Source organism: Actinomadura napierensis (assembly GCF_039529375.1).
Lineage (GTDB): Bacteria > Actinomycetota > Actinomycetes > Streptosporangiales > Streptosporangiaceae > Spirillospora > Spirillospora napierensis.
The window spans coordinates 1-17,516 of the sequence record NZ_BAAAMR010000061.1; the positions used below are offsets into that span (position 1 = coordinate 1).

At 72.4% G+C, this 17,516-nt stretch carries 12 protein-coding genes; 5 read left to right on the forward strand and 7 right to left on the reverse strand.

Going from position 1 to position 17,516, the window contains the following annotated elements; all coding sequences use genetic code 11:
* Both ABD296_RS29470 and ABD296_RS29475 read right to left on the reverse strand, forming a co-directional pair.
* Positions 1-1,008, reverse strand: a 1,008-nt coding sequence (locus tag ABD296_RS29470) for a GumC domain-containing protein (protein ID WP_344274237.1), incomplete at its 3' end; no start/stop codon positions are given.
* Positions 1,009-1,026: 18 nt separating this feature from the next.
* On the reverse strand, positions 1,027-2,187 hold the full coding sequence (locus tag ABD296_RS29475) for a glycosyltransferase family 4 protein (protein ID WP_344274239.1): 1,161 nt from the start codon (positions 2,185-2,187) through the stop codon (positions 1,027-1,029).
* Positions 2,188-2,346: 159 nt separating this feature from the next.
* On the opposite strand from ABD296_RS29475, the gene ABD296_RS29480 reads away from it, so the two are divergent.
* Together ABD296_RS29480 and ABD296_RS29485 are read left to right on the forward strand one after the other, a co-directional pair.
* Positions 2,347-3,477 carry a DUF1972 domain-containing protein gene (locus tag ABD296_RS29480; protein ID WP_344274241.1) on the forward strand — a complete coding sequence of 377 codons (1,131 nt, stop codon included), beginning with the start codon at positions 2,347-2,349 and terminating at the stop codon, positions 3,475-3,477.
* A 4-nt stretch (positions 3,478-3,481) separates the two neighbouring features.
* Positions 3,482-4,399, forward strand: coding sequence for a phosphotransferase (locus ABD296_RS29485; RefSeq protein ID WP_344274243.1), 918 nt, complete (start codon positions 3,482-3,484; stop codon positions 4,397-4,399).
* A 101-nt stretch (positions 4,400-4,500) separates the two neighbouring features.
* Here the strand turns inward: ABD296_RS29485 and ABD296_RS29490 are convergent, their stop codons facing one another.
* The 3 genes from ABD296_RS29490 to ABD296_RS29500 all read right to left on the reverse strand — a co-directional run bounded on the left by ABD296_RS29490 (position 4,501) and on the right by ABD296_RS29500 (position 11,484).
* Positions 4,501-6,069 (reverse strand): PQQ-binding-like beta-propeller repeat protein, encoded by a 1,569-nt coding sequence (locus ABD296_RS29490; RefSeq protein ID WP_344274245.1) that lies wholly within the window; start codon positions 6,067-6,069, stop codon positions 4,501-4,503.
* A 317-nt stretch (positions 6,070-6,386) separates the two neighbouring features.
* Entirely contained in the window at positions 6,387-8,033 is a 1,647-nt protein-coding gene (locus tag ABD296_RS29495; RefSeq protein WP_344274247.1) for a hypothetical protein, read from the reverse strand.
* 181 nt (positions 8,034-8,214) lie between these two features.
* The gene (locus tag ABD296_RS29500; protein ID WP_344274250.1) at positions 8,215-11,484 is read right to left on the reverse strand and encodes a LamG-like jellyroll fold domain-containing protein; all 3,270 of its coding nucleotides are present in this window, start codon (positions 11,482-11,484) and stop codon (positions 8,215-8,217) included.
* Between the two features lie 156 nt (positions 11,485-11,640).
* Here ABD296_RS29500 and ABD296_RS29505 point away from each other — a divergent pair, with 156 nt between their 5' ends.
* Positions 11,641-12,222, forward strand: coding sequence for a hypothetical protein (locus ABD296_RS29505; protein WP_344274253.1), 582 nt, complete (start codon positions 11,641-11,643; stop codon positions 12,220-12,222).
* A 96-nt stretch (positions 12,223-12,318) separates the two neighbouring features.
* Positions 12,319-14,097 (forward strand): right-handed parallel beta-helix repeat-containing protein, encoded by a 1,779-nt coding sequence (locus ABD296_RS29510; protein ID WP_344274256.1) that lies wholly within the window; start codon positions 12,319-12,321, stop codon positions 14,095-14,097.
* A gap of 55 nt (positions 14,098-14,152) precedes the next feature.
* Here ABD296_RS29510 and ABD296_RS29515 read toward each other — a convergent pair whose 3' ends face one another.
* Positions 14,153-15,040 (reverse strand): sulfotransferase, encoded by an 888-nt coding sequence (locus ABD296_RS29515; RefSeq protein WP_344274259.1) that lies wholly within the window; start codon positions 15,038-15,040, stop codon positions 14,153-14,155.
* 97 nt (positions 15,041-15,137) lie between these two features.
* Between ABD296_RS29515 and ABD296_RS29520 the strand changes: the two genes are divergently transcribed.
* Complete coding sequence (locus tag ABD296_RS29520) at positions 15,138-16,490, forward strand: O-antigen ligase family protein (RefSeq protein ID WP_344274262.1); 1,353 nt, start codon at positions 15,138-15,140, stop codon at positions 16,488-16,490.
* Here ABD296_RS29520 and ABD296_RS29525 read toward each other — a convergent pair.
* Positions 16,434-17,420, reverse strand: a complete 987-nt coding sequence (locus ABD296_RS29525) for a hypothetical protein (protein WP_344274265.1) — start codon at positions 17,418-17,420, stop codon at positions 16,434-16,436. The genes ABD296_RS29520 and ABD296_RS29525 overlap by 57 nt on opposite strands.
* Positions 17,421-17,516 lie beyond the last annotated feature (96 nt).

Here is a 17,516-nt window from a genome sequence, read left to right on the forward strand (position 1 = left end):
GCGCCGCTCGGGCGGCGGCTGCTCGTCGGCGTGCCCGTCGTCGTCGTCGGACCGGTAGTCGTCCGCCGGCGCGGGCGGGCGCCCGTCGCCGATGGACCGGCGGCCCTGGTAGGACCGGCCCGCCGGAAGCTCGGGCATCGGCGTGCCCGGGGCGCCGAGCGCCCCGCCGGCGGCGCCGCCCGGGACCCCGCCCATCGCCGCGGCGGGCCCGCCGTGGACCTGGCCGCGGGGCCGGGAGGAGGCGCGCAGGAACGACACGATGCAGGCCAGGATCGCGCCGACGGCGAAGCCGATCGCGCCGTTCTGCGGCAGCTTGCTCGGCGTCGGCGCGGTCGGGTCGGCGCTGTCGGTGAACTGGACGCCGTCGTTGTTCTTCGACCGGGCCGACAGGAGGCCGCTCTCGTCCGACTGCATCTTCGCCAGCTGGCTCGCCAGCACCTTGTAGGGGTGCGTGCCCGCCTGCGTCGACTGCATCTGCTCCGTGATCTTCGTCTCCTGCTCCTTCAGCCCCTTGATCTGGTCGTCGAGGTTGCTGTTGTTCGTGGAGACGGTGACGTCCTGGTAGGCCTGCAGCACCGCGTTGGCGATGACGGCGGCCTCGGGCATGTTCGAGCCGTTGGCGGTGACGACGACGACGCCGCCGTCCGGCTTGCTGGAGGTCTTCACCCGGCCGCGCAGCTGCTCGCCGGTGAGGCTCGGGCCGTGCTTGCTCTTGACGATCTCCGCGGCGCGGGCCATCACCGGGGTGGAGCCGGCGAACGCCGCGCGCTGCGCGGTGTAGGCGGCATAGCCCTGCCCGGAGACCACGCCCATGCGCAGCGCGTTGTTGTTGTTGGTCGGGTCGGTGACCGCGAACCTGGCGGTGGCGGTCGCGCCGCTGAACAGGATCTGGGTGGCCGCGACGGAGGCGAGGACGCTGGCCAGCACGATGATGAGCGACATCAGCCGGTAGCGCCAGACCGCCTCGACGAGGCTGATCTCCGGTGTAACGGGGGTCTGTGCTGTCATCGGATGCTCTTGGAGTCCTCAGGTGGCCGTGGGCGGTTGGGGGGCGGCTTCGGGTCCGGCGAGCTCGCGGACGGCGTCCCGCAGCTCGCGGTGGTAACGGTCCTTGCCGAAGCGCCGGGCGGCGTCGGCGCCGGCCCGCTTGGCCATCGCCAGCGCGCCGTTCCAGTCGTCCAGCAGCCGGGCGATCCCGGCCGCCAGGGCGGCGGGGTCGTCGGGGGCGACCAGCACCCCGTTCTCGCCGTCGGCGACGATCTCCACCAGCCCCTGGGTGGCGCTGGCGACCACCGGCCGGCCGGCGAGCATCGCCTCGACGGCGACGTTACCGAAGGGTTCGACGCGCGAGGGGACGATCGCGATGTCCGCCGCGCCGAACGAATTCCAGACCGACGGGCGGAAACCCGCGAACTCCACCGCGCCGTCGTCGCCGGCGAGGGCCCGCAGTTCCTCCTCGAACCATTCATATCCAGGGAAGACGCTCCCGACCAGGGTCAGGTTCGCATCGTAGCCGCGATCGCGCAGTGATCGGACGGCCCGGACGGCGACGTCGGTGCCCTTGCGCGGCGACAGCCGGCCGACGAGGACGATCCGCGCGGGCCCGTCCAGGTCGGCGCGCGGCGGCTCGACCGGCCCGGGCGGCTCCTCGACGCCGTTGTAGATGATCTGCGCGTTCCGCCCGGCGGAGCCGAGCGCGGCGGCGCTGGCGCGGCTGTTGACGACGACGGTGCGGGCGAACCGCAGCGGCATCGACAGCGCGGCGCGCACCGGGCCGGGCACGTCGTCCTCGGCCTCGTGGACGTGGCACAGCGCGGGCACGCGGGCGACCCGCGCGGCGAGCAGCCACAGCGGGATCGTCACGGTGTTGACGTAGAGCGCCGCGGCCCGCTCGCGGCGCAGCAGCCGCCACGCCCGGGGCAGCGCCCGGCTCGCGGCGAACGCCAGCCGCACGAGGCCGAGCGGCGACATGTACGACTTGCGCAGGACCGGGACGGGCAGCACGACCACCTCGGCGCCCGCGTCCCTCAGCACCGGTGAGAGCGGCCCGTCCTCCGGCAGCGTCACGATGACGCGGCGGCCGGGGACCAGTGCGCGCACCGACTCCACGAGCATCCTGTCGGAGCCGTAGAGGTCGGGCGACGGGTGCGCCAGCACCACCGCGGACCTCGGGTCCCGTTCGGCCACTTGCCCTCCTTCTGGCGATCCAGCCCCCTGGATACCAGTCTCCCGCAACCTTCAGATTAACTGTCGTTTACCGCAGGGACGCGCAACCCCCCTTCCGCATAATCTGTGCGGATCAATCACAAAGTGACGGTAAGGCTGGGGGTCAGGGTGCGCATCGCCATGGTAGGGACTCGCGGAGTCCCGGCGCGGTACGGCGGTTTCGAGACGGCGGTGGAGGAGATCGGCAAGCGGCTCGCCGCCGGCGGGCACGAGGTCACCGTCTACTGCCGGGGCGAGCGCCACCCCGAACCGGAGTACCTGGGCATGCGCCTGGTGTACCTGCCGGCGATCGAGAAGAAGGTCGCCGAGACGCTCAGCCACACCGGCCTGTCGGTGCTGCACGCCTTCCGCGGCAAGATCGGCAGGGAGGGCGCGGACGTCGCGCTGCTGTTCAACGCGGCGAACGCGCCGATGCTGCCGATCCTGCGGACGCTGCGGATCCCGGTGGCCACGCACGTCGACGGCCTGGAGTGGAAGCGCACCAAGTGGAGCGGGACCGGGCAGAAGTACTACCGGGCCGCGGAGTCGATGGCGGTGCGCTGGTCGGACGCGCTGATCGCCGACGCCGTCGGCATCCAGGACTACTACCGCGAGCGGTTCGACGCCGACACGGTGTTCATCCCGTACGGCGCGCCCATCCTGGCGGGCACGGACACCGCGAAGCTGGCGGAGGCGGGATACGAGCCGGGCGGGTACCACCTGGTCGTGGCCCGGTTCGAGCCGGAGAACCACGTGCACCTGGCGGTGGAAGGCTACCGGCGCAGCAAGGCCGAGAAGCCGCTGGTCGTGGTCGGTTCGGCGCCGTACGCCGACGAGTACACCGCGCAGGTGAAGGAGCTTGCGGGCGACGACCCGCGCATCACCTTCATGGGCGGCGTGTGGGACCAGGACCTGCTGGACGCCCTGTACGCGGGCGCGCTCACCTACGTCCACGGCCACTCGGTCGGCGGGACGAACCCGTCGCTGCTGCGCGCCATGGGCGCGGGCGCGTCGGTGCTGGCCTTCGACGTGAACTTCAACCGCGAGGTGCTGGGCGAGGAGGCGGGCCGCTTCTTCGGCGACGCGGCGGAGCTGGCGGCGCAGGTCGAGGCGGCGGAGGCCGATCCGGGTGCGGCGGCCGACCGGGGCACGGCGGCGCGCAAGCGGGCCGCGGAGCGGTACGTGTGGGACGACGTCGCGGCGTCCTACGAGCGGCTGTGCGAGGACCTGGTGGCCGGTCGCCGTACGCGCAAGACCATTCGCGGCAAGTGACGACATGACCGAGCAGATGACCACATCTGGTCACGAATTCGTCCGGCCCCGGATGGGCACCGGCAACGTCCTGGTCCCCGCCGGGTCGCGGCGCGGGGCGCTCGCCGGCGTCTCGCTGTTCACCCGATCCAAGCTGCCCGCGCTGGCCGCGCAGTGGGCGATGTACGGCGCCGTGGCGGTCGCCGGGCCGCGCGTCCTGCCGGGCGCCCGCGTCCGCTGGGAGCCGCCGGGCGGGCCGGAGCGGTGGCGGACGCTGGTGGAGCGGATCGGCACGTTCGACGGCCTGGCCCTCTACGAGCGCCCCCAGGCGTCCCGGACGGGCCTGGCGGCGGTGCTCCTGCGCGACGGGCGGCCCACCGGGTTCCTCAAGCTGCGCGACGATCCGGGCGAGCTGGACCGCGAGCAGCGGGCGCTGTCGGCCTTCCCCGAGGGCCGCGCGGACGGCTTCCGCGTCCCCCGCGTCCTGGACCGCGACGCGACCGCCGGCTGGCACTGGATGGTCATCGAGGCGATGCCGCCGCGTCCGGCCCGTCCGGTGCGCGGCGTCGCGCTGTCACCGCTGCTGGCGGACCTGCAGCGGCGGCTCGCGGCGGTGCTGCCCCGCCCGGCGGACGTCCCGGACCACTGGACGCCGATGCACGGCGACCTGACGGCGTGGAACCTGCGGCACTGCGGCCGGGGCCTGCCGTGGCTGATCGACTGGGAGGACGCGGCCTGGGCGCCGCCGGGCGCCGACCTCGTCTACTACGAGGCGACGCACGCCACCGTGTTCGGCAAGCCGTCCGGGCGCGACGACGTGAGCGGGTGCGCGGAGGCGGCGGAGTTCTGGCTGAAGCGGGTCGCGCAGCGCTCCGCGGGCGACCACGACGCGGCCTTCAACACGCGCCTGAGCGACATCCTGAGGTCGCTGGGGGCGGCCTGACCCCGCCCGCGTCGGATCCCGCACGCATGAGAACGCGCCCCGGTGACGCTCACCGGGGCGCGTTCTCGTGTCACGCGTTCAGCGGATGCCGATGCCGCGGCTCACCAGGTGACGGCCGCGGACGCCGGGCTGGTGATGGTGTTGCCCAGCGGGTCGTGCACGCGGATCCGGTAGGTGTGCTTGCCCTTCGCGGCCTTGGCGTCGGTGAAGGTCATCGACGGCTCGGCCCAGAACTTCGACAGCCGCTTGACGGAGGTCAGCGCGGTGGTCGAGCTGTCGCGCAGCACCTCGTAGTGCAGCCAGCCGTTGTCCATGTCCCAGGTGCCCGTCCAGGACACCTTGAGCCCGGTGGACGTCCTGGACACGGTCGGCGCCTTGATGCCGGTGGTCGGGCCGACCTTGTTCGGCGCCTGCGCCTTGATCGCGAACCGCACGAGGCCGGCCTGCGCCTTGCCGTTCACGTTCGGGAACTCGCCGCCCATCGCGACGTAGGTGCTGTTGCCCGTGACGGCCCACGCTGCCTGGTACTGCTTGGTGAACGAGCCCATGCCGAGCTTCGGGAACCAGTCCAGCAGCGCCGGGATCGGCTGCTTGCTGTAGTTGCTGTTGGTGCCCGGCTTGGACTGGTCGGTGCCGCGCGCGTCGAAGGTCTCGGCGAGCGTGCGGTGGAAGGTCTTCGGGTTCGTCTCCCCGAACGCGCCGAGCGAGGAGCAGTCGTGCGGGTGCCCGACGCTGTAGACGGTCTGGCCGACGGGCAGGATGCCGTAGGTCGCGCCGTAGCAGTTGTCCAGCCACACCAGCGCGCCGGTGTCGGCCTTGGCGGCGAACCGGCCGTCGAACCAGTGGTACAGCTCGCCGTCGGCCGCGCCGTAGACGACGCCGTTCTGGATCCGCAGGTCGGTCACGTAGGAGAACCCGCCCTGGCCGTCCTTGGTCGGGATCGGCTTGCTGCTCCACGCCAGCGACCCGCCGTTGGTGGCGCTGACCGCGCCGATGCCGACGTGCTTCTCGCCGTTCAGCTGCTGGAACCGGCCGCCGACGATGACGCGGTCGCCGTAGACGGCCAGCGCGTACACCTCGTCGTCGTTGGCGGCGGGCCGCCAGGTGTCGATGTTCGAGCCGTCGGAGGCCTTCACCGCCGCGAGCCGCGTCCGCGACTTGCCGTTGACGTTGAAGAAGTTGCCGCCGACGTAGACCGTCGTGTTCGTGGCGGCGATCGCCCGGACGCGGTTGTGCACGTTGGGGGCGAAGGAGTCGATGAGCTTGCCGGTCGCGGTGTCGAACGCCGCGAGGTGGTTGTGCGCCTTGCCGTCGACCTTGGTGAAGTCGCCGCCCACGTAGACGCGCTTGCCGTCCGGGGAGGCCATGAGCCGCAGGCCCTGGCCGTCGAGCGTGTGCACGAACGAGGTGCTGAGCTTCCCGGTCGTCAGGTCGAACGCCATGATGTTGCCGCGCGCGACCTCGCCGGCCCCGCCCGCCTTGACGCCGGCCGGGCGCGCCTTGGTGAAGTTCCCGGTCGCGTAGACCGTGTTCCCCACCGTCGCCATGCTCCACACGACGCCGTCCACCTGGGCCGTCGGCAGCGGGTCCGCGCTGACGGTCGCGGGCACTCCGCCCGCGGGCATGGTGTCGGCCGTGGCCGTGCCGAGCGGCATGAATGCGGCGCCCACGAGCGAGAGTGCGGCGGCGGCCCCCAGGCTCGCGCGCACGCTGGTACGGCGCAGTCGTAGATGAGCTCTCACGAGTCGGATCCCCTAAAAGCACGTGACCCCGGATGGCCCCATCGGCCACTCCAGTCTGGCGATCTTAGTGGTAATCCGGTCGCGATCATCCGGTGTCTCAGGAAATCGTGACAGAAATCGCTCACCCTCCGCTTGAAGTCGGCTGCTCAGCGCAGTATGGCCTCTTCCGGAAACAGAAAAGTGCTCCGAGGTGTAAACCCCGGAGCACTTTCAGGCGTCGGATGATCGCCTTTCTGGGACGCCGTTCACCGCCTGACGGAGTTGGACGCCGCGCTCGTCACCGTGTTCCCGTTCGCGTCCACGACGCGGATCTTGTAGGTGTGGGTGCCGCTCGGGACCGAGGTGTCGTTGTAGACGAGGCTCGCCTGGTTCCAGAACGCGGCCGACCTGGTGAGCGTCCCGACGGGCGTGGTCCCGCCGTCGCGCAGCACCTCGTACTTCAGCGACGCGTTGTCCATGTCCCAGGTGGTCTTCCACGTCACGCGGACGGTGCCGCCGAGCCGGGCGCTCGCCGTCGGCGCCTTGAGGTCGGCGGACTCCGGGCCGACCTTGTTCGGCGCCTTCGCCTTGACCGCGAACCGCACCAGGCCCTGCTGCGCCTTGCCGTTCACCTTCGGGAACTCGCCGCCCATCGCGACGTAGTCGCCGCTGCCGGTGACCGCCCACGCCGCCTGGTACTGCTTGGTGAACGACCCGATGGCGAGCTTGGGGAACCAGTGCAGCAGGCTCGGGACCGGCTGCCTGCTGTAGTTGCTGTTCGTGCCCGGCGAGCCGTGGTCGGTGCCGGTCGCGGCCTTGGTCTCCGACAGCGCCCGGTGGTTGGTCTGCGGGTTGGTGTCGGGGAACGCGCCGAGCGAGGTGCAGTCGTGCGCGTGCGAGACGCTGTAGACCTCGTTGGCCACCGGGTAGACGCCGTAGGTGGCGCCGTAGCAGTTGTCCAGCCACACCAGGTCGCCGGTGTCGGCCTTGGCGGCGAACCGGCCGTCGAACCAGTGGTAGCCCTCACCGTCCGCGCCGGCGTAGACGATGCCGTCGTCGACGCGCAGGTCCGTCACGTACGAGAAGTTGGTGCTGCTCTGCTTGGTCGGGACCGGCCTGCTGCTCCAGGGCAGCGTGCCGCCGTTGGTGGCGCTGACCGCGGCGATGCCGACGTGGGCCTCGCCGTTCAGCTTCTGGAACTTCCCGCCGACGAGCACGCGGTCGCCGTACAGCGCGAGCGCGTAGACCTCGTCGTCGTCGGCGGTGGGCTTCCAGGTCGCGATGTTGGACCCGTCGGTGGCCTTCACCGCGGCGAGCCGCGTCCGCCCGCTGCCGTTGACGTTGAAGAAGTTGCCGCCGACGTACACGGTGGAGTCCGTCGCGGCGATGGCGCGGACGCGGTTGTGCACGTTCGGGGCGAACGAGTCGATCAGCGCGCCCGTGGTGGTGTCGAAGGCCGCGAGATGGTTGTGCGCCTTGCCGTCGACCTTGGTGAAGTCGCCGCCGACGTACACCCGGCTGCCGTCCGGGGACGCGATGATCCGCAGGCCCTGGCCGTCGAGCGTGTGCACGAACGAGGTGCTGAGCTTCCCGGTCGTCAGGTCGAACGCGAGGATGTTGCCGCGGTCGACCTCGCCCGCCCCGCCCGCGGCGACGCCCGCCGGGCGCGCCTTGGTGAAGCTGCCGGTCGCGTAGACCGTGTTCCCCACCGTCGCCATGCTCCACACGACGCCGTCGACCTGCGCGGTCGGCAGCGGGTCGGCGCTGACGGTGGCCGGCGTGCCGGACGGCGGATCGGTGTCGGCGGCCGCCGGGCCGGCCGGCATGAAGGCCGCACCCGCCAGCGAGAGGGCGGCGGCGGCCGCCAGGCCCGCGCGGACGCCCGTCCGCCGCTGTCGCACAAGAGCTCTCACGAGTCGGCTCCCCTAGACCTCAGCCCGGTGACCACCACGGTCACTGCGGTGCACGGATCCTATTAGCCACACCATCCGATACATCCGGCCTCTTATGAAATCGTGACCGAAGTCGCTCACGATGGTCACTTTCCGGCACCACTCTCCGGCGCCCGCGCCCCGCGGCCCGCGCCGCCGGTGGTCAGCCGGCGGCGCGGGACGCGCTCAGGTCGTCGATGGACACGACCGTGGGCGCGTTGGTGGCGTTGCCCGCCAGGTAGGCCCGGATCCCGACCGCGCCGGCGGCCTGCAGCCCGCCCGTCGCGTCGGTCCCGGTGACCTGCCAGCCCGGCTCGGCCGCGCCGTCCGCCCACACCTTCGCCTTCAGCGCGGTCGGCGACCCGCCGGTCACCTGGAGGCGCAGGTGCAGCGGCACGCCCGGTTGGTAGGTGAGGCCGGACACCGTCTGCTCGGTGCCGATCGCCGTCTCGGTGTTGCTCGCGTTGGCGCGGCTGAGCTGCAACGACACCACACCGGACGGGCGCAGCCTGATGCGGGCCCGGTAGTCGCCCTGCCCGGCGACGCGCCGCCCGATCGCCCACACGTAGACGCCGTTGCCGGTGCCCTCCTTGTCGGTCGCGACGGTGAACGTCAGGTCGGTGTCCTGCGACGACACCGCGCTCAGGTTCGCGCCGCCGTCGTTCTTGGCGGCCGGCAACTCGATCTGCCCGGTCCCGCCCACCGACAGGACGCCGCCGGAGCCGACCCGGCTCCAGGCGCCGCCGCTGTCCGCGCTGCCCCAGCCGCCGGTGACCGTCCGCCCGAACGCGTCCGACGCCAGCAGCGCCGGCGACGCCGTCGTCGTGACCGTGTGCACGACGTCGCCGGTCGCGCCCTTGTCGTCGGTGACGGTGAGCTTGACGGTGTGGTCGCCGCCCGCCGCGTAGGTGTGCGACGGCTTGGCGCCCGTCCCGGTCGTCCCGTCGCCGAAGTCCCAGGAGTAGGACGCGACCGTCCCGTCGGGGTCGGCCGACGCGGACCCGTCGAACGTGCAGGCCAGCGCGTCGCACGACGAGGTGAACGCGGCGGTCGGCGGCTGGTTCGGCTGGACCGCGCCGGTGCCGAGGCCGTGGTGGCGGGCGACCTGCTCGGCGGTCAGGGCGCGGGGGTACACCGCGGCCTCGTCGATCGTCCCGTTGAGGTAGTCGCTCGACGGCCGGTTCGGCCAGCCGGAGAGGTTGTCGCCGCCGATCCGCCAGTAGCCGGAGTAGCTCTGCGCCGACGTCACGCCGCCGTCGGCCGCGACCTGCGCGCCGTCGACGTACAGCCTCATCCCGGCGGCGCCGTCCAGGGTCCCGGCGACGTGGTGCCACTTGCCGTCGTTCAGCCCGGCCGCGCTCTGGACCGTCTTCGCCGACCCCGGGTAGACGCCGAACACGACCCGGCCGTCATTGGTCATGTACAGCTGGCGGTCATAGGACGAGCTGTTGCCGGACGCGCTGCCGCCGTACCCGATGATCTTCCCGCCGCTGCCGGACGCCGTCTTCACCCACGCCTCGACGCTGAAGTCGCCCGGCGTGGACGCGGCGCCGCTCCCGGCGGACGAGCCGAAGAAGCCGCCGAAGCCCACCGCCTTGTCGGCGTCGCCGGAGATCGCGCCGTCCTGCCCGCGGGTGACGCCGAGGCCGAGCGTGAGGTCGTTGGAGCCCGCGTAGTCGTAGGCCGGGCCGCTCGGCTCGCCGAGCCGCCAGTACGCCTGCGCGCCGTCGGTCCTGATCTGGTCCGAGTACGGGCCCGGTGTGCCGTTCCCCGTCGTCGCCGCATTGGACGCGGCGCTGGTCACGGCGTTCCCGGCGGCGTCCACCGCGCGCACCTTGTAGGTGTGGGCGGTGCCGGGCGCGGCCGTCCCGTCGAAGTAGGCGGCGTTCGGCTCGTCCCAGAAGGTGGACGTCCGGTCGACCGTCCCGATGGGCGTGGTCCCGCCGTCGCGCAGCACCTCGTACTTCAGTGACGCGTTGTCCATGTCCCAGGTGGTCTTCCAGCCGACGCGGACGCTGCCGTCCGCCATGGCGGTCGCCGTCGGGGTGCCGAGGTCGCCGGCCTGCGGGCCGGCCTTGTTCGGCGCCTTCGCCTTGACCGCGAACCGCACCAGGCCCTGCTGCGCCTTGCCGTTCACGTTCGGGAACTCGCCGCCCATCGCGACGTAGTCGGCGTTGCCCGTGACGGCCCACGCCGCCTGGTACTGCTTGGTGAACGACCCGATCGCCAGCCTCGGGAACCAGTGCAGCAGGCTCGGGATCGGCTGGCCGCTGTAGCTGCTGCCGACGCTCGGGGACCCGTGGTCGGTCCCGGTGGCGGCCGTGGTCTCGGCCAGCGCCCGCTGGAACGTCTGCGGGTTGGTGTCGGGCCAGGCGCCGAGCGACGTGCAGTCGTGCGCGTGCGAGACGCTGTAGACCGACTGCCCCTGCACGAACATCCCGTAGGTCGCGCCGTAGCAGTTGTCCAGCCACACCAGGTCGCCGGTGGCGGCCTTGGCGGCGAACCGGCCGTCGAACCAGTGCCAGCCCTCCCCGTCCGCGGCGCCGTAGACGGTGTCGCCGGAGACGTACAGGTCCGTCACGTAGGAGAACAGGCTGTCGCCGAGCTTGGCGGGGATCGGCGTGCTGCTCCACGGCGCCGTCCCGCCGTTGGCCGCGCTGACCGCGCCGATGCCGACGTGCTTCTCGCCGTTCAGCTGCTGGAACCGGCCGCCGACGATGACCCGGTCGCCCGCGGGCGCGAGCGCCAGCGCGAACACCTCGTCGTCGTCGGCGGTCGGCCGCCACGTGTCGATGTTGGCGCCGTTGGACGCGTTCACGGCCGCCAGCCGCGTCCGCGACTTGCCGTTCACGTTGAAGAAGTTGCCGCCCAGGTAGACGGTCGAGTTCGTCGCCGCGATGCCGCGCACCTTGGCCGACACGGACGGGGCGAACGACGCGTCGAGGGCGCCGGTGGCGGTGTCGAAGGCGGCGACGTGGCCGCGGGCCTGGCCGTCCACCGTGGTGAAGTCGCCGCCGACGTACACGCGCTTGCCGTCGGGCGAGGCGACGATCCGCAGGCCCTGCCCGTTCAGGGAGTGGTCGAAGGACGAGATGAGGTTCCCGGTGGTGAGGTCGAAGGCGACGATGTTGCCGCGGGCGACCTCGCCCGCCCCGCCCTCGGCGACGCCCGCCGGGCGCGCCTTGGTGAAGTTCCCGGTCGCGTAGACGGTGCTCCCGACCGTGGCCATGCTCCACACGACCCCGTTGACCTGCGCGGTCGGCAGCGGGTCGGCACTGACCGTGGCCGGCGTGCCGGACGGCGGGTCAGTGTCGGCCGAGGCGGGCGCCGCCGGCGCGGCGACGCCGGCGAGGACCGTCGAGATGGCGGCGAAGACGGCTATCGCCGTTTTGCGGACGTGTGACGCGCGCCGATGCGAAGGTACAGATCTCACTGGGCCGGTCCCCTGCCGTTCGTCTCCGTTGGCCCCCTCGGTCACGGAAGTAAAAGCAGGGTAATCCGGAAACCCTGTTTACACTGTTCTGCCCTGGAAGTTTCCGTTCGTTGTCACGGGACGACGTTCGTTGCCACTGGATGAGGAGAGAGCCGGATGTCCGATCGGGGAGCGCGTCCGCACAGGCATCTCGCCGCGACGGGAGCCGTCCTCGCCCTCGCGCTGGCGCTGACCGGATGCGGCGGCGGGAAGAAGAAGGCGTCCGACCCGACGCCGCCCCCGCCGCCGAGCGCGCAGCCGACGGAGCAGGCCAACGCCGCGCCCGGCTCCACCGCGCTGAAGTCGTCCGGCGGGCTGCGCAAGCCCGTCACCTACGGCGACAAGATCAGCGTGGCGATCAGCAACATCCGCTACGTCAAGAACAAGGACCAGGGTCCCGGCGAGCTCACCGGCAAGACGCTCACCATCTTCACGCTGAAGTTCGCCAACGGCTCCGCCAAGACCCTCGACCTCAACAAGGTGCAGGTCACCGCCGTGTACGGGTCGAAGAAGACGCGGGCGCAGCACACCTCCTACGCCAACCTGAACGACTTCTACGGCGCCGTCCCGGCCGGCGGGACCAGGTCGGCGTCCTACGCCTTCGACCTGCCCTCGTCGGGCTACAAGTCGGTCATGGTCGGTGTCAAGTTCGACGCCCAGCACAAGACCGCACTGTTCGCGGGCGCCCTCCACAACTGACGGTTCCGCGGGGTACGTTCGTTGTTCAAGCGTTCCCCGGGGGTAAAGGGTCGTGTTATGCCTAGCTCGAACCGGTCTCGCAGCTCGAACCGGACGATGATCGTCAGGGTGCTCGCCCTGCCGGTGATCGCGGGAGTGGGCTTCCTCGGCTGGCAGTTGCCGCAGAGCCACGACTCGGCGCCGCAGACCGTCCCGGTGCAGGGACCGCCCGGCGCGGCCCCCCTGGGCTCCACCGACTACCGGATCCCGGACGGCGCGCTGTTCGTGTCGCCGTCCGGGCGGGACGGCGCGGCGGGCGACCGAAAGCACCCGCTGCGCACGCTCGCCAGGGCGGTCGCGAAGGCGCACTCGAACGGCACCATCGTGCTGCGCGGCGGCACCTACCACGAGTCGGTCACCGTGCCCGGCGGCAAGAAGCTGACCATCCAGTCGGCGCCGCACGAGGCCGTCTGGCTGGACGGCAGCTCGCCCGTCGACGGATGGCGGGCCGGGAACGACGCCTGGGTGCACGAGGGCTGGACCACCCGCTTCGACGCCAGCCCGACCTACACCGCCGGCGCCAAGGCCAGCGGGGACGGCGACTTCCAGTTCGTCTCCCCCGACCACCCGATGGCCGCGCACCCCGACCAGGTGTGGCTGGACGGCGTCCCGCAGAAGCAGGTCGGGTCCCGCGCCGACGTCAAGCCCGGCGCCTTCTACGTCGACGAGGGCGCCCGCAGGCTCTACCTCGGGTCCGACCCGCGCGGCCACGACGTGCGCGCCAGCACGCTGTCGGAGGCGATCACGGTCGGCGGCGCCGGCTCGCGGCTGCGCGGCCTCGGCGTCCGCCGCTACGCCACCTCGCTCCCCCAGCTCGGCAGCGTGAAGGTCACCGCGCCGCACGTCACCGTCGAGAACGTCGCGATGAACGGCTCGGCCACCACCGGCCTCAGCGTGCTCGCCGCGCACGCCCTCGTCCGGCACGTCACCGCCGACGGCAACGGGATGCTCGGCGTCCACGCCAACTACGCCGACGACCTGCGGCTGGAGGCGGTGCGCAGCACCGGCAACAACGTCGAGCGCTTCAAGTACTCGCCGGTCTCCGGCGGACTGAAGGTGACCCGGTCGCGGCAGGTCGCGGTGACCGGCGGCGTGTTCGCCGACAACCTCGGCAAGGGCGTGTGGATGGACGAGTCCGTCTACGGCATCACGCTCACCGGCAACCGGATCCTGCGCAACGCCGACCACGGCGTCTCGCTGGAGCTGAGCGCCAAGGCCGTCGTCGCCGGCAACGTGATCGGCGGGAACGCCGGGGACGGACTGAAGGTGAACAACACCTCCGACGTCCAGGTCTGGAACAACTCGCTGACCGGGAACGGCCGCACGATCCACCTCGCGCAGGACCCGCGCAGCCCGTCCGACCCGCACGCGGCCGGCCGCGACCCCCGCCAGAAGGGCGGGGACCCGGCGATGACCTGGCGCGTGTCCAAGGTCGTCATCAGCAACAACACCCTCGCCGACGCCCGGCCGCGCACCCCGTGCCTGCTGTGCGTCGAGGACGGGACGCACCAGCGCGGCGCCGGCCAGATGGGCGTCACCGTCGACGGCAACGTCTACGTCCGCCCGGACGGGAACCCGCACGCGGTCGTGCGGTGGGCGCGCAGCTCCGGCGCCACGTCCGACTTCACCGACCTTGGCCGGTTCCGGTCAGCGACCGGTCAGGAGAAGCGCGGCGTGCTGAAGACGGCCGACGGCGCCGCCGGGCAGGACGGCGCCCTGGAGCGCTCCCTCGCCGCCCAGGCGGACGCCGGCACCGCCCTCCCACTCCCCGCCCCCATCGCCGCCCTCCTCGACAAGCCCACCGGCACCCGCCACATCGGCGCCTGGACGTCCTGACGGTCGACGCGAAAAAGGCCGGGCTCCGAGGGCCGGGTCCTTTGTTCTCAGGTGCTCAGGGACGTGTCCACGGGAAGGATCGGCCGAGGAGCGCTTCGAGGTCGGCGTTGTAGGGGGCGTAGTGCTCGGCGAGGGCCTGCCGGGTGGCGGGGGCGAGGTCCTCGCTGGGCGCCGCGTTCCACACCTTGATCGCCGACGGGGGCAGCGGCGCGGGCTCCAGCCCGAGGAACCGCGCCACGGTGTCGCAGGCGGTCTGCGGGTCGGCGTAGAACTCCTCCGCCGCCAGCACGCAGAACCGCTCGGCCGGGAAGTGCTCCATCCAGCGCCGCAGGTGCGGGGCGTACTCGCCCTGCGCCCGGTAGGACTGCTGCTCGTGGGCGTAGCTGGCGTAGCCGGGCTGCCCGGCGATGATCCGCTCCACCTCGCCGGCGAGCCGGCCCTCCTCGGCGGCCAGGGCCTCCTCGAACGACGGCAGCTCCTCGGCGTTCTGCCGCCGCCGCTCCCGGTAGTGCGAGAACGCCCGCTCGATCGGGTCCCGCAGCACCAGCAGGATCTTCGCGTCCGGGACGTCCCGCCCGGCCCGCTCCGCCGCCAGCGGGTGGAACAGGTAGTACGGCGAGCCCTCCCCGACGACCTTGCCGGCCCGGCGCCCGGACGCCGGGAAGTGCGACCGGTACCAGGCGCCGCCCTTGTCGTAGCCGGTGTCGAAGTAGTGCACGCCCTTGGTGTGGTTGTCCTTGGGCAGCAGCCGCGCGTTCGGGAACAGCGGCATGACCTGCGGATGCTCCAGCAGCGTGTAGTACAGCGAGGTGGAGCCGCCGCGCTTGGCGCCGATCAGCAGGAAGTCGGGGCCGGGGCGCAGCGCCGCCGTGCTCATCCCGTACCCACGGATCACGCTACGGCCCGCGGCGACGACCGGGCCGGGAAGAGTCCCTCGATTCACGGGGACAGGCTACCGGCCGCCACCCGTATCCTTGGTCTCGTCTTTAACGGGCCCGCAAGGGGCGTGGCGGCGGCCGGACTCACCCAGGGAGGGCCTCATGACCGTCAAGGGCGTCTTCCCGCGCCGCCGGCCGCCGGCGCCGAGCGCCGGATGGTGGGCCTACGCGCTGCCGCTCGCCCTGATGCTCGCCAGCGACTACAAGCTGCGCAGCCGGGACGTCGACAACGCGGTCAGCGGCAGCGCCGACCTGACCGTGGTGCTGGAGATCGCGGTCTACGGCGCGGCGGCGCTGTACCTGGTCTGGCGGTTCGGGCTCTACCTGCCGCGGCGCCGCACCACCGGGCTGCTGCTGGCGGCGTGGTGCTTCTGCGGGTACGTGGCGTTCTCGGCGCTGTGGTCGCCGTTCAAGTCGCTCGGCATCGTCCGCGGCGTCGAACTGCTGATCACGATGCTGGTGGCGCACACCATCGCGACCCGCGCCACCCCCGAAGACCTGCGCAAGCTCGCGCACGTCTTCGTCGGGATCGTGCTGGTGTCGGTGGGGATCGGCGTCGCGCACCCGTTCCCCCGCACGCTGCACACCGAGTCGCGCTTCAACTGGCTGTACGTCCACCCCGTCATCGCCGGCGTGTACCTCGCCGTCGCGATCCTGCTGGTCGTCGGCTACCTGATCCGGTGGAACCGGCCGCAGGACCGGCTGTGGCACCCGGTCGTCTACGTGGTGGCGCTGGCAGTCCTGACGGGCGCGCTCGTCGCCACCGGGACGCGCGGCGCGGCGCTCGGCTGCGCCGCCGGGCTGCTCGTCCTGCTGGCCACCGCGCGCGGCCCCAAGGGCCGCATCGACGTGATCGTGATGGGCGCCGCCGTGTCCGTGCTGGCGGTGCTGGCGTTCTCCGACAAGATCCTCGCGTTCGTGTCCCGCGGCGAGAGCACCGAGCAGCTCGCCACCCTGAACTCCCGCACCGAGCTGTGGTCGCTGGCGATGGACGCCTTCCGGGAGGAGCCGATCTTCGGCCGGGGCCTCGGCGCCTCCCGCGGGCTGTTCCTGGACAGCATCGGCCTCGGCGGCGGCCACAACGCGTTCATCAACGCGCTGGTCGACAACGGCGTCGTCGGCACCGTCGCGTTCGCGGCGCTGCTGCTGACCCTCGGGTTCGTGCTGCTGACGCTGTGCCGGCACCGGACGCTGCGCGCCGACGCCGGCATGATGCTGGGCATCTTCGGCTGCTTCCTCACCGACAGCATGACGACCGAGGGCCTGGCCGCCCCGGCGAACGTGTCGTCGGTGTGGCTGTTCCTCCTCGTCGCGTGGACCGAGGTGCTGCGCCGGCAGGGCGGCGACCCGGCCGTCGTCCAGCGGCGGCCCGAGGAGGCGCTGGAGCGCCCGGACCCCTCAGGCGCCACCGTGACGGCGGCCCCGTACGTAGAACGCGCCCCCCAGGAGTCCTAGCAGCACCAGGCCGACGAGCGCGCCGGTGCCGAGGAGGCCGCCGGGCATGCCGGACTGGGACGGGTACGCGACCGGTGAGCCGTCGTCGGCCGCCGGGGAGGCGGACGCGTCCGGCTGCGTCGCCGCGTTCACCGCCGGCAGCGTCACCGACCGGAAGACCGGCCGACTCCCCGCACCCGCCAGGAACGCCTTCCGGCCGTCCGAGGAGACCCCGAACGCGTGCCCGGCCAGCGACGCGGTCGTCTTGACGACCTGGCCGACGTCGTCGCGGATCCCGCCGAGGATCCGCACGTCCGTGGTGGTCTTGAGGACCAGCCGGCCGTCCTGAGCGAAGTCGCCGCCGCGCACCGGGAACGGCAGCGTCCGCAGCCGCGTCAGCGCGTTCGTCGACGGGCCGAGCACCCCGGGCAGCGCGAACACGCCCGCGGCCGTCGAGTCCCGGGTGATGATGTAGATCCGGGTCTCCGAGGGATCGGCCAGCAGCGCGGCGCCCCGGTGCCCGCCGTCGGGGTACTTCACCTTGAACGACTTGACCGGCAGCGCCCCGCCGGTCAGCGCCTTCGGCTCGGCGACGCGGTGCAGCAGCAGGGTCCCGGCCCTGCCCGCGCTCAGGTCGCCGATGAACAGCCCCGACTCCCCGGACCCGTTCTTGACGATCGTGATGGCGTCCCAGCGGCCCACCGGGGCGCCGGTCAGCGTGTAGGCGGCGCGGGTGCGGCCCTTGCCGTCCAGCGCGTACAGCCGCGACCCGGCCGTCCCGGACGCGACCGTCCACCAGATGTCGGGATGCACGACGCCGGCGACCATCGCGGCGGGAGCGGCCACGCCGGACCGGAACGCGGGGTGCGGGGCGGCCGTGCTCGTCGCCGCGGGACTCGGCGACGGCGCCTGCTCCGCGGCCGCCGCCGGCCCTGTCAGAACCACGAGCACCGCCGCCGCACTGCCTGCGGCGGGCCGGAGCCTGAGGGGGTGTGTTCTCACAGTACAGACGTCCATCTCTGCGGGGGACCGTGTGGCATTCTTGCG

Coding starts and splice junctions, on each gene's coding strand:
- ABD296_RS29480 (WP_344274241.1), top strand. CDS start 2,347: ATGGTAGGGACTCGCGGAGTCCCGGCGCGGTACGGCGGTTTCGAGACG.
- ABD296_RS29485 (WP_344274243.1), top strand. CDS start 3,482: ATGACCGAGCAGATGACCACATCTGGTCACGAATTCGTCCGGCCCCGG.
- ABD296_RS29505 (WP_344274253.1), top strand. CDS start 11,641: ATGTCCGATCGGGGAGCGCGTCCGCACAGGCATCTCGCCGCGACGGGA.
- ABD296_RS29510 (WP_344274256.1), top strand. CDS start 12,319: ATGATCGTCAGGGTGCTCGCCCTGCCGGTGATCGCGGGAGTGGGCTTC.
- ABD296_RS29520 (WP_344274262.1), top strand. CDS start 15,138: ATGACCGTCAAGGGCGTCTTCCCGCGCCGCCGGCCGCCGGCGCCGAGC.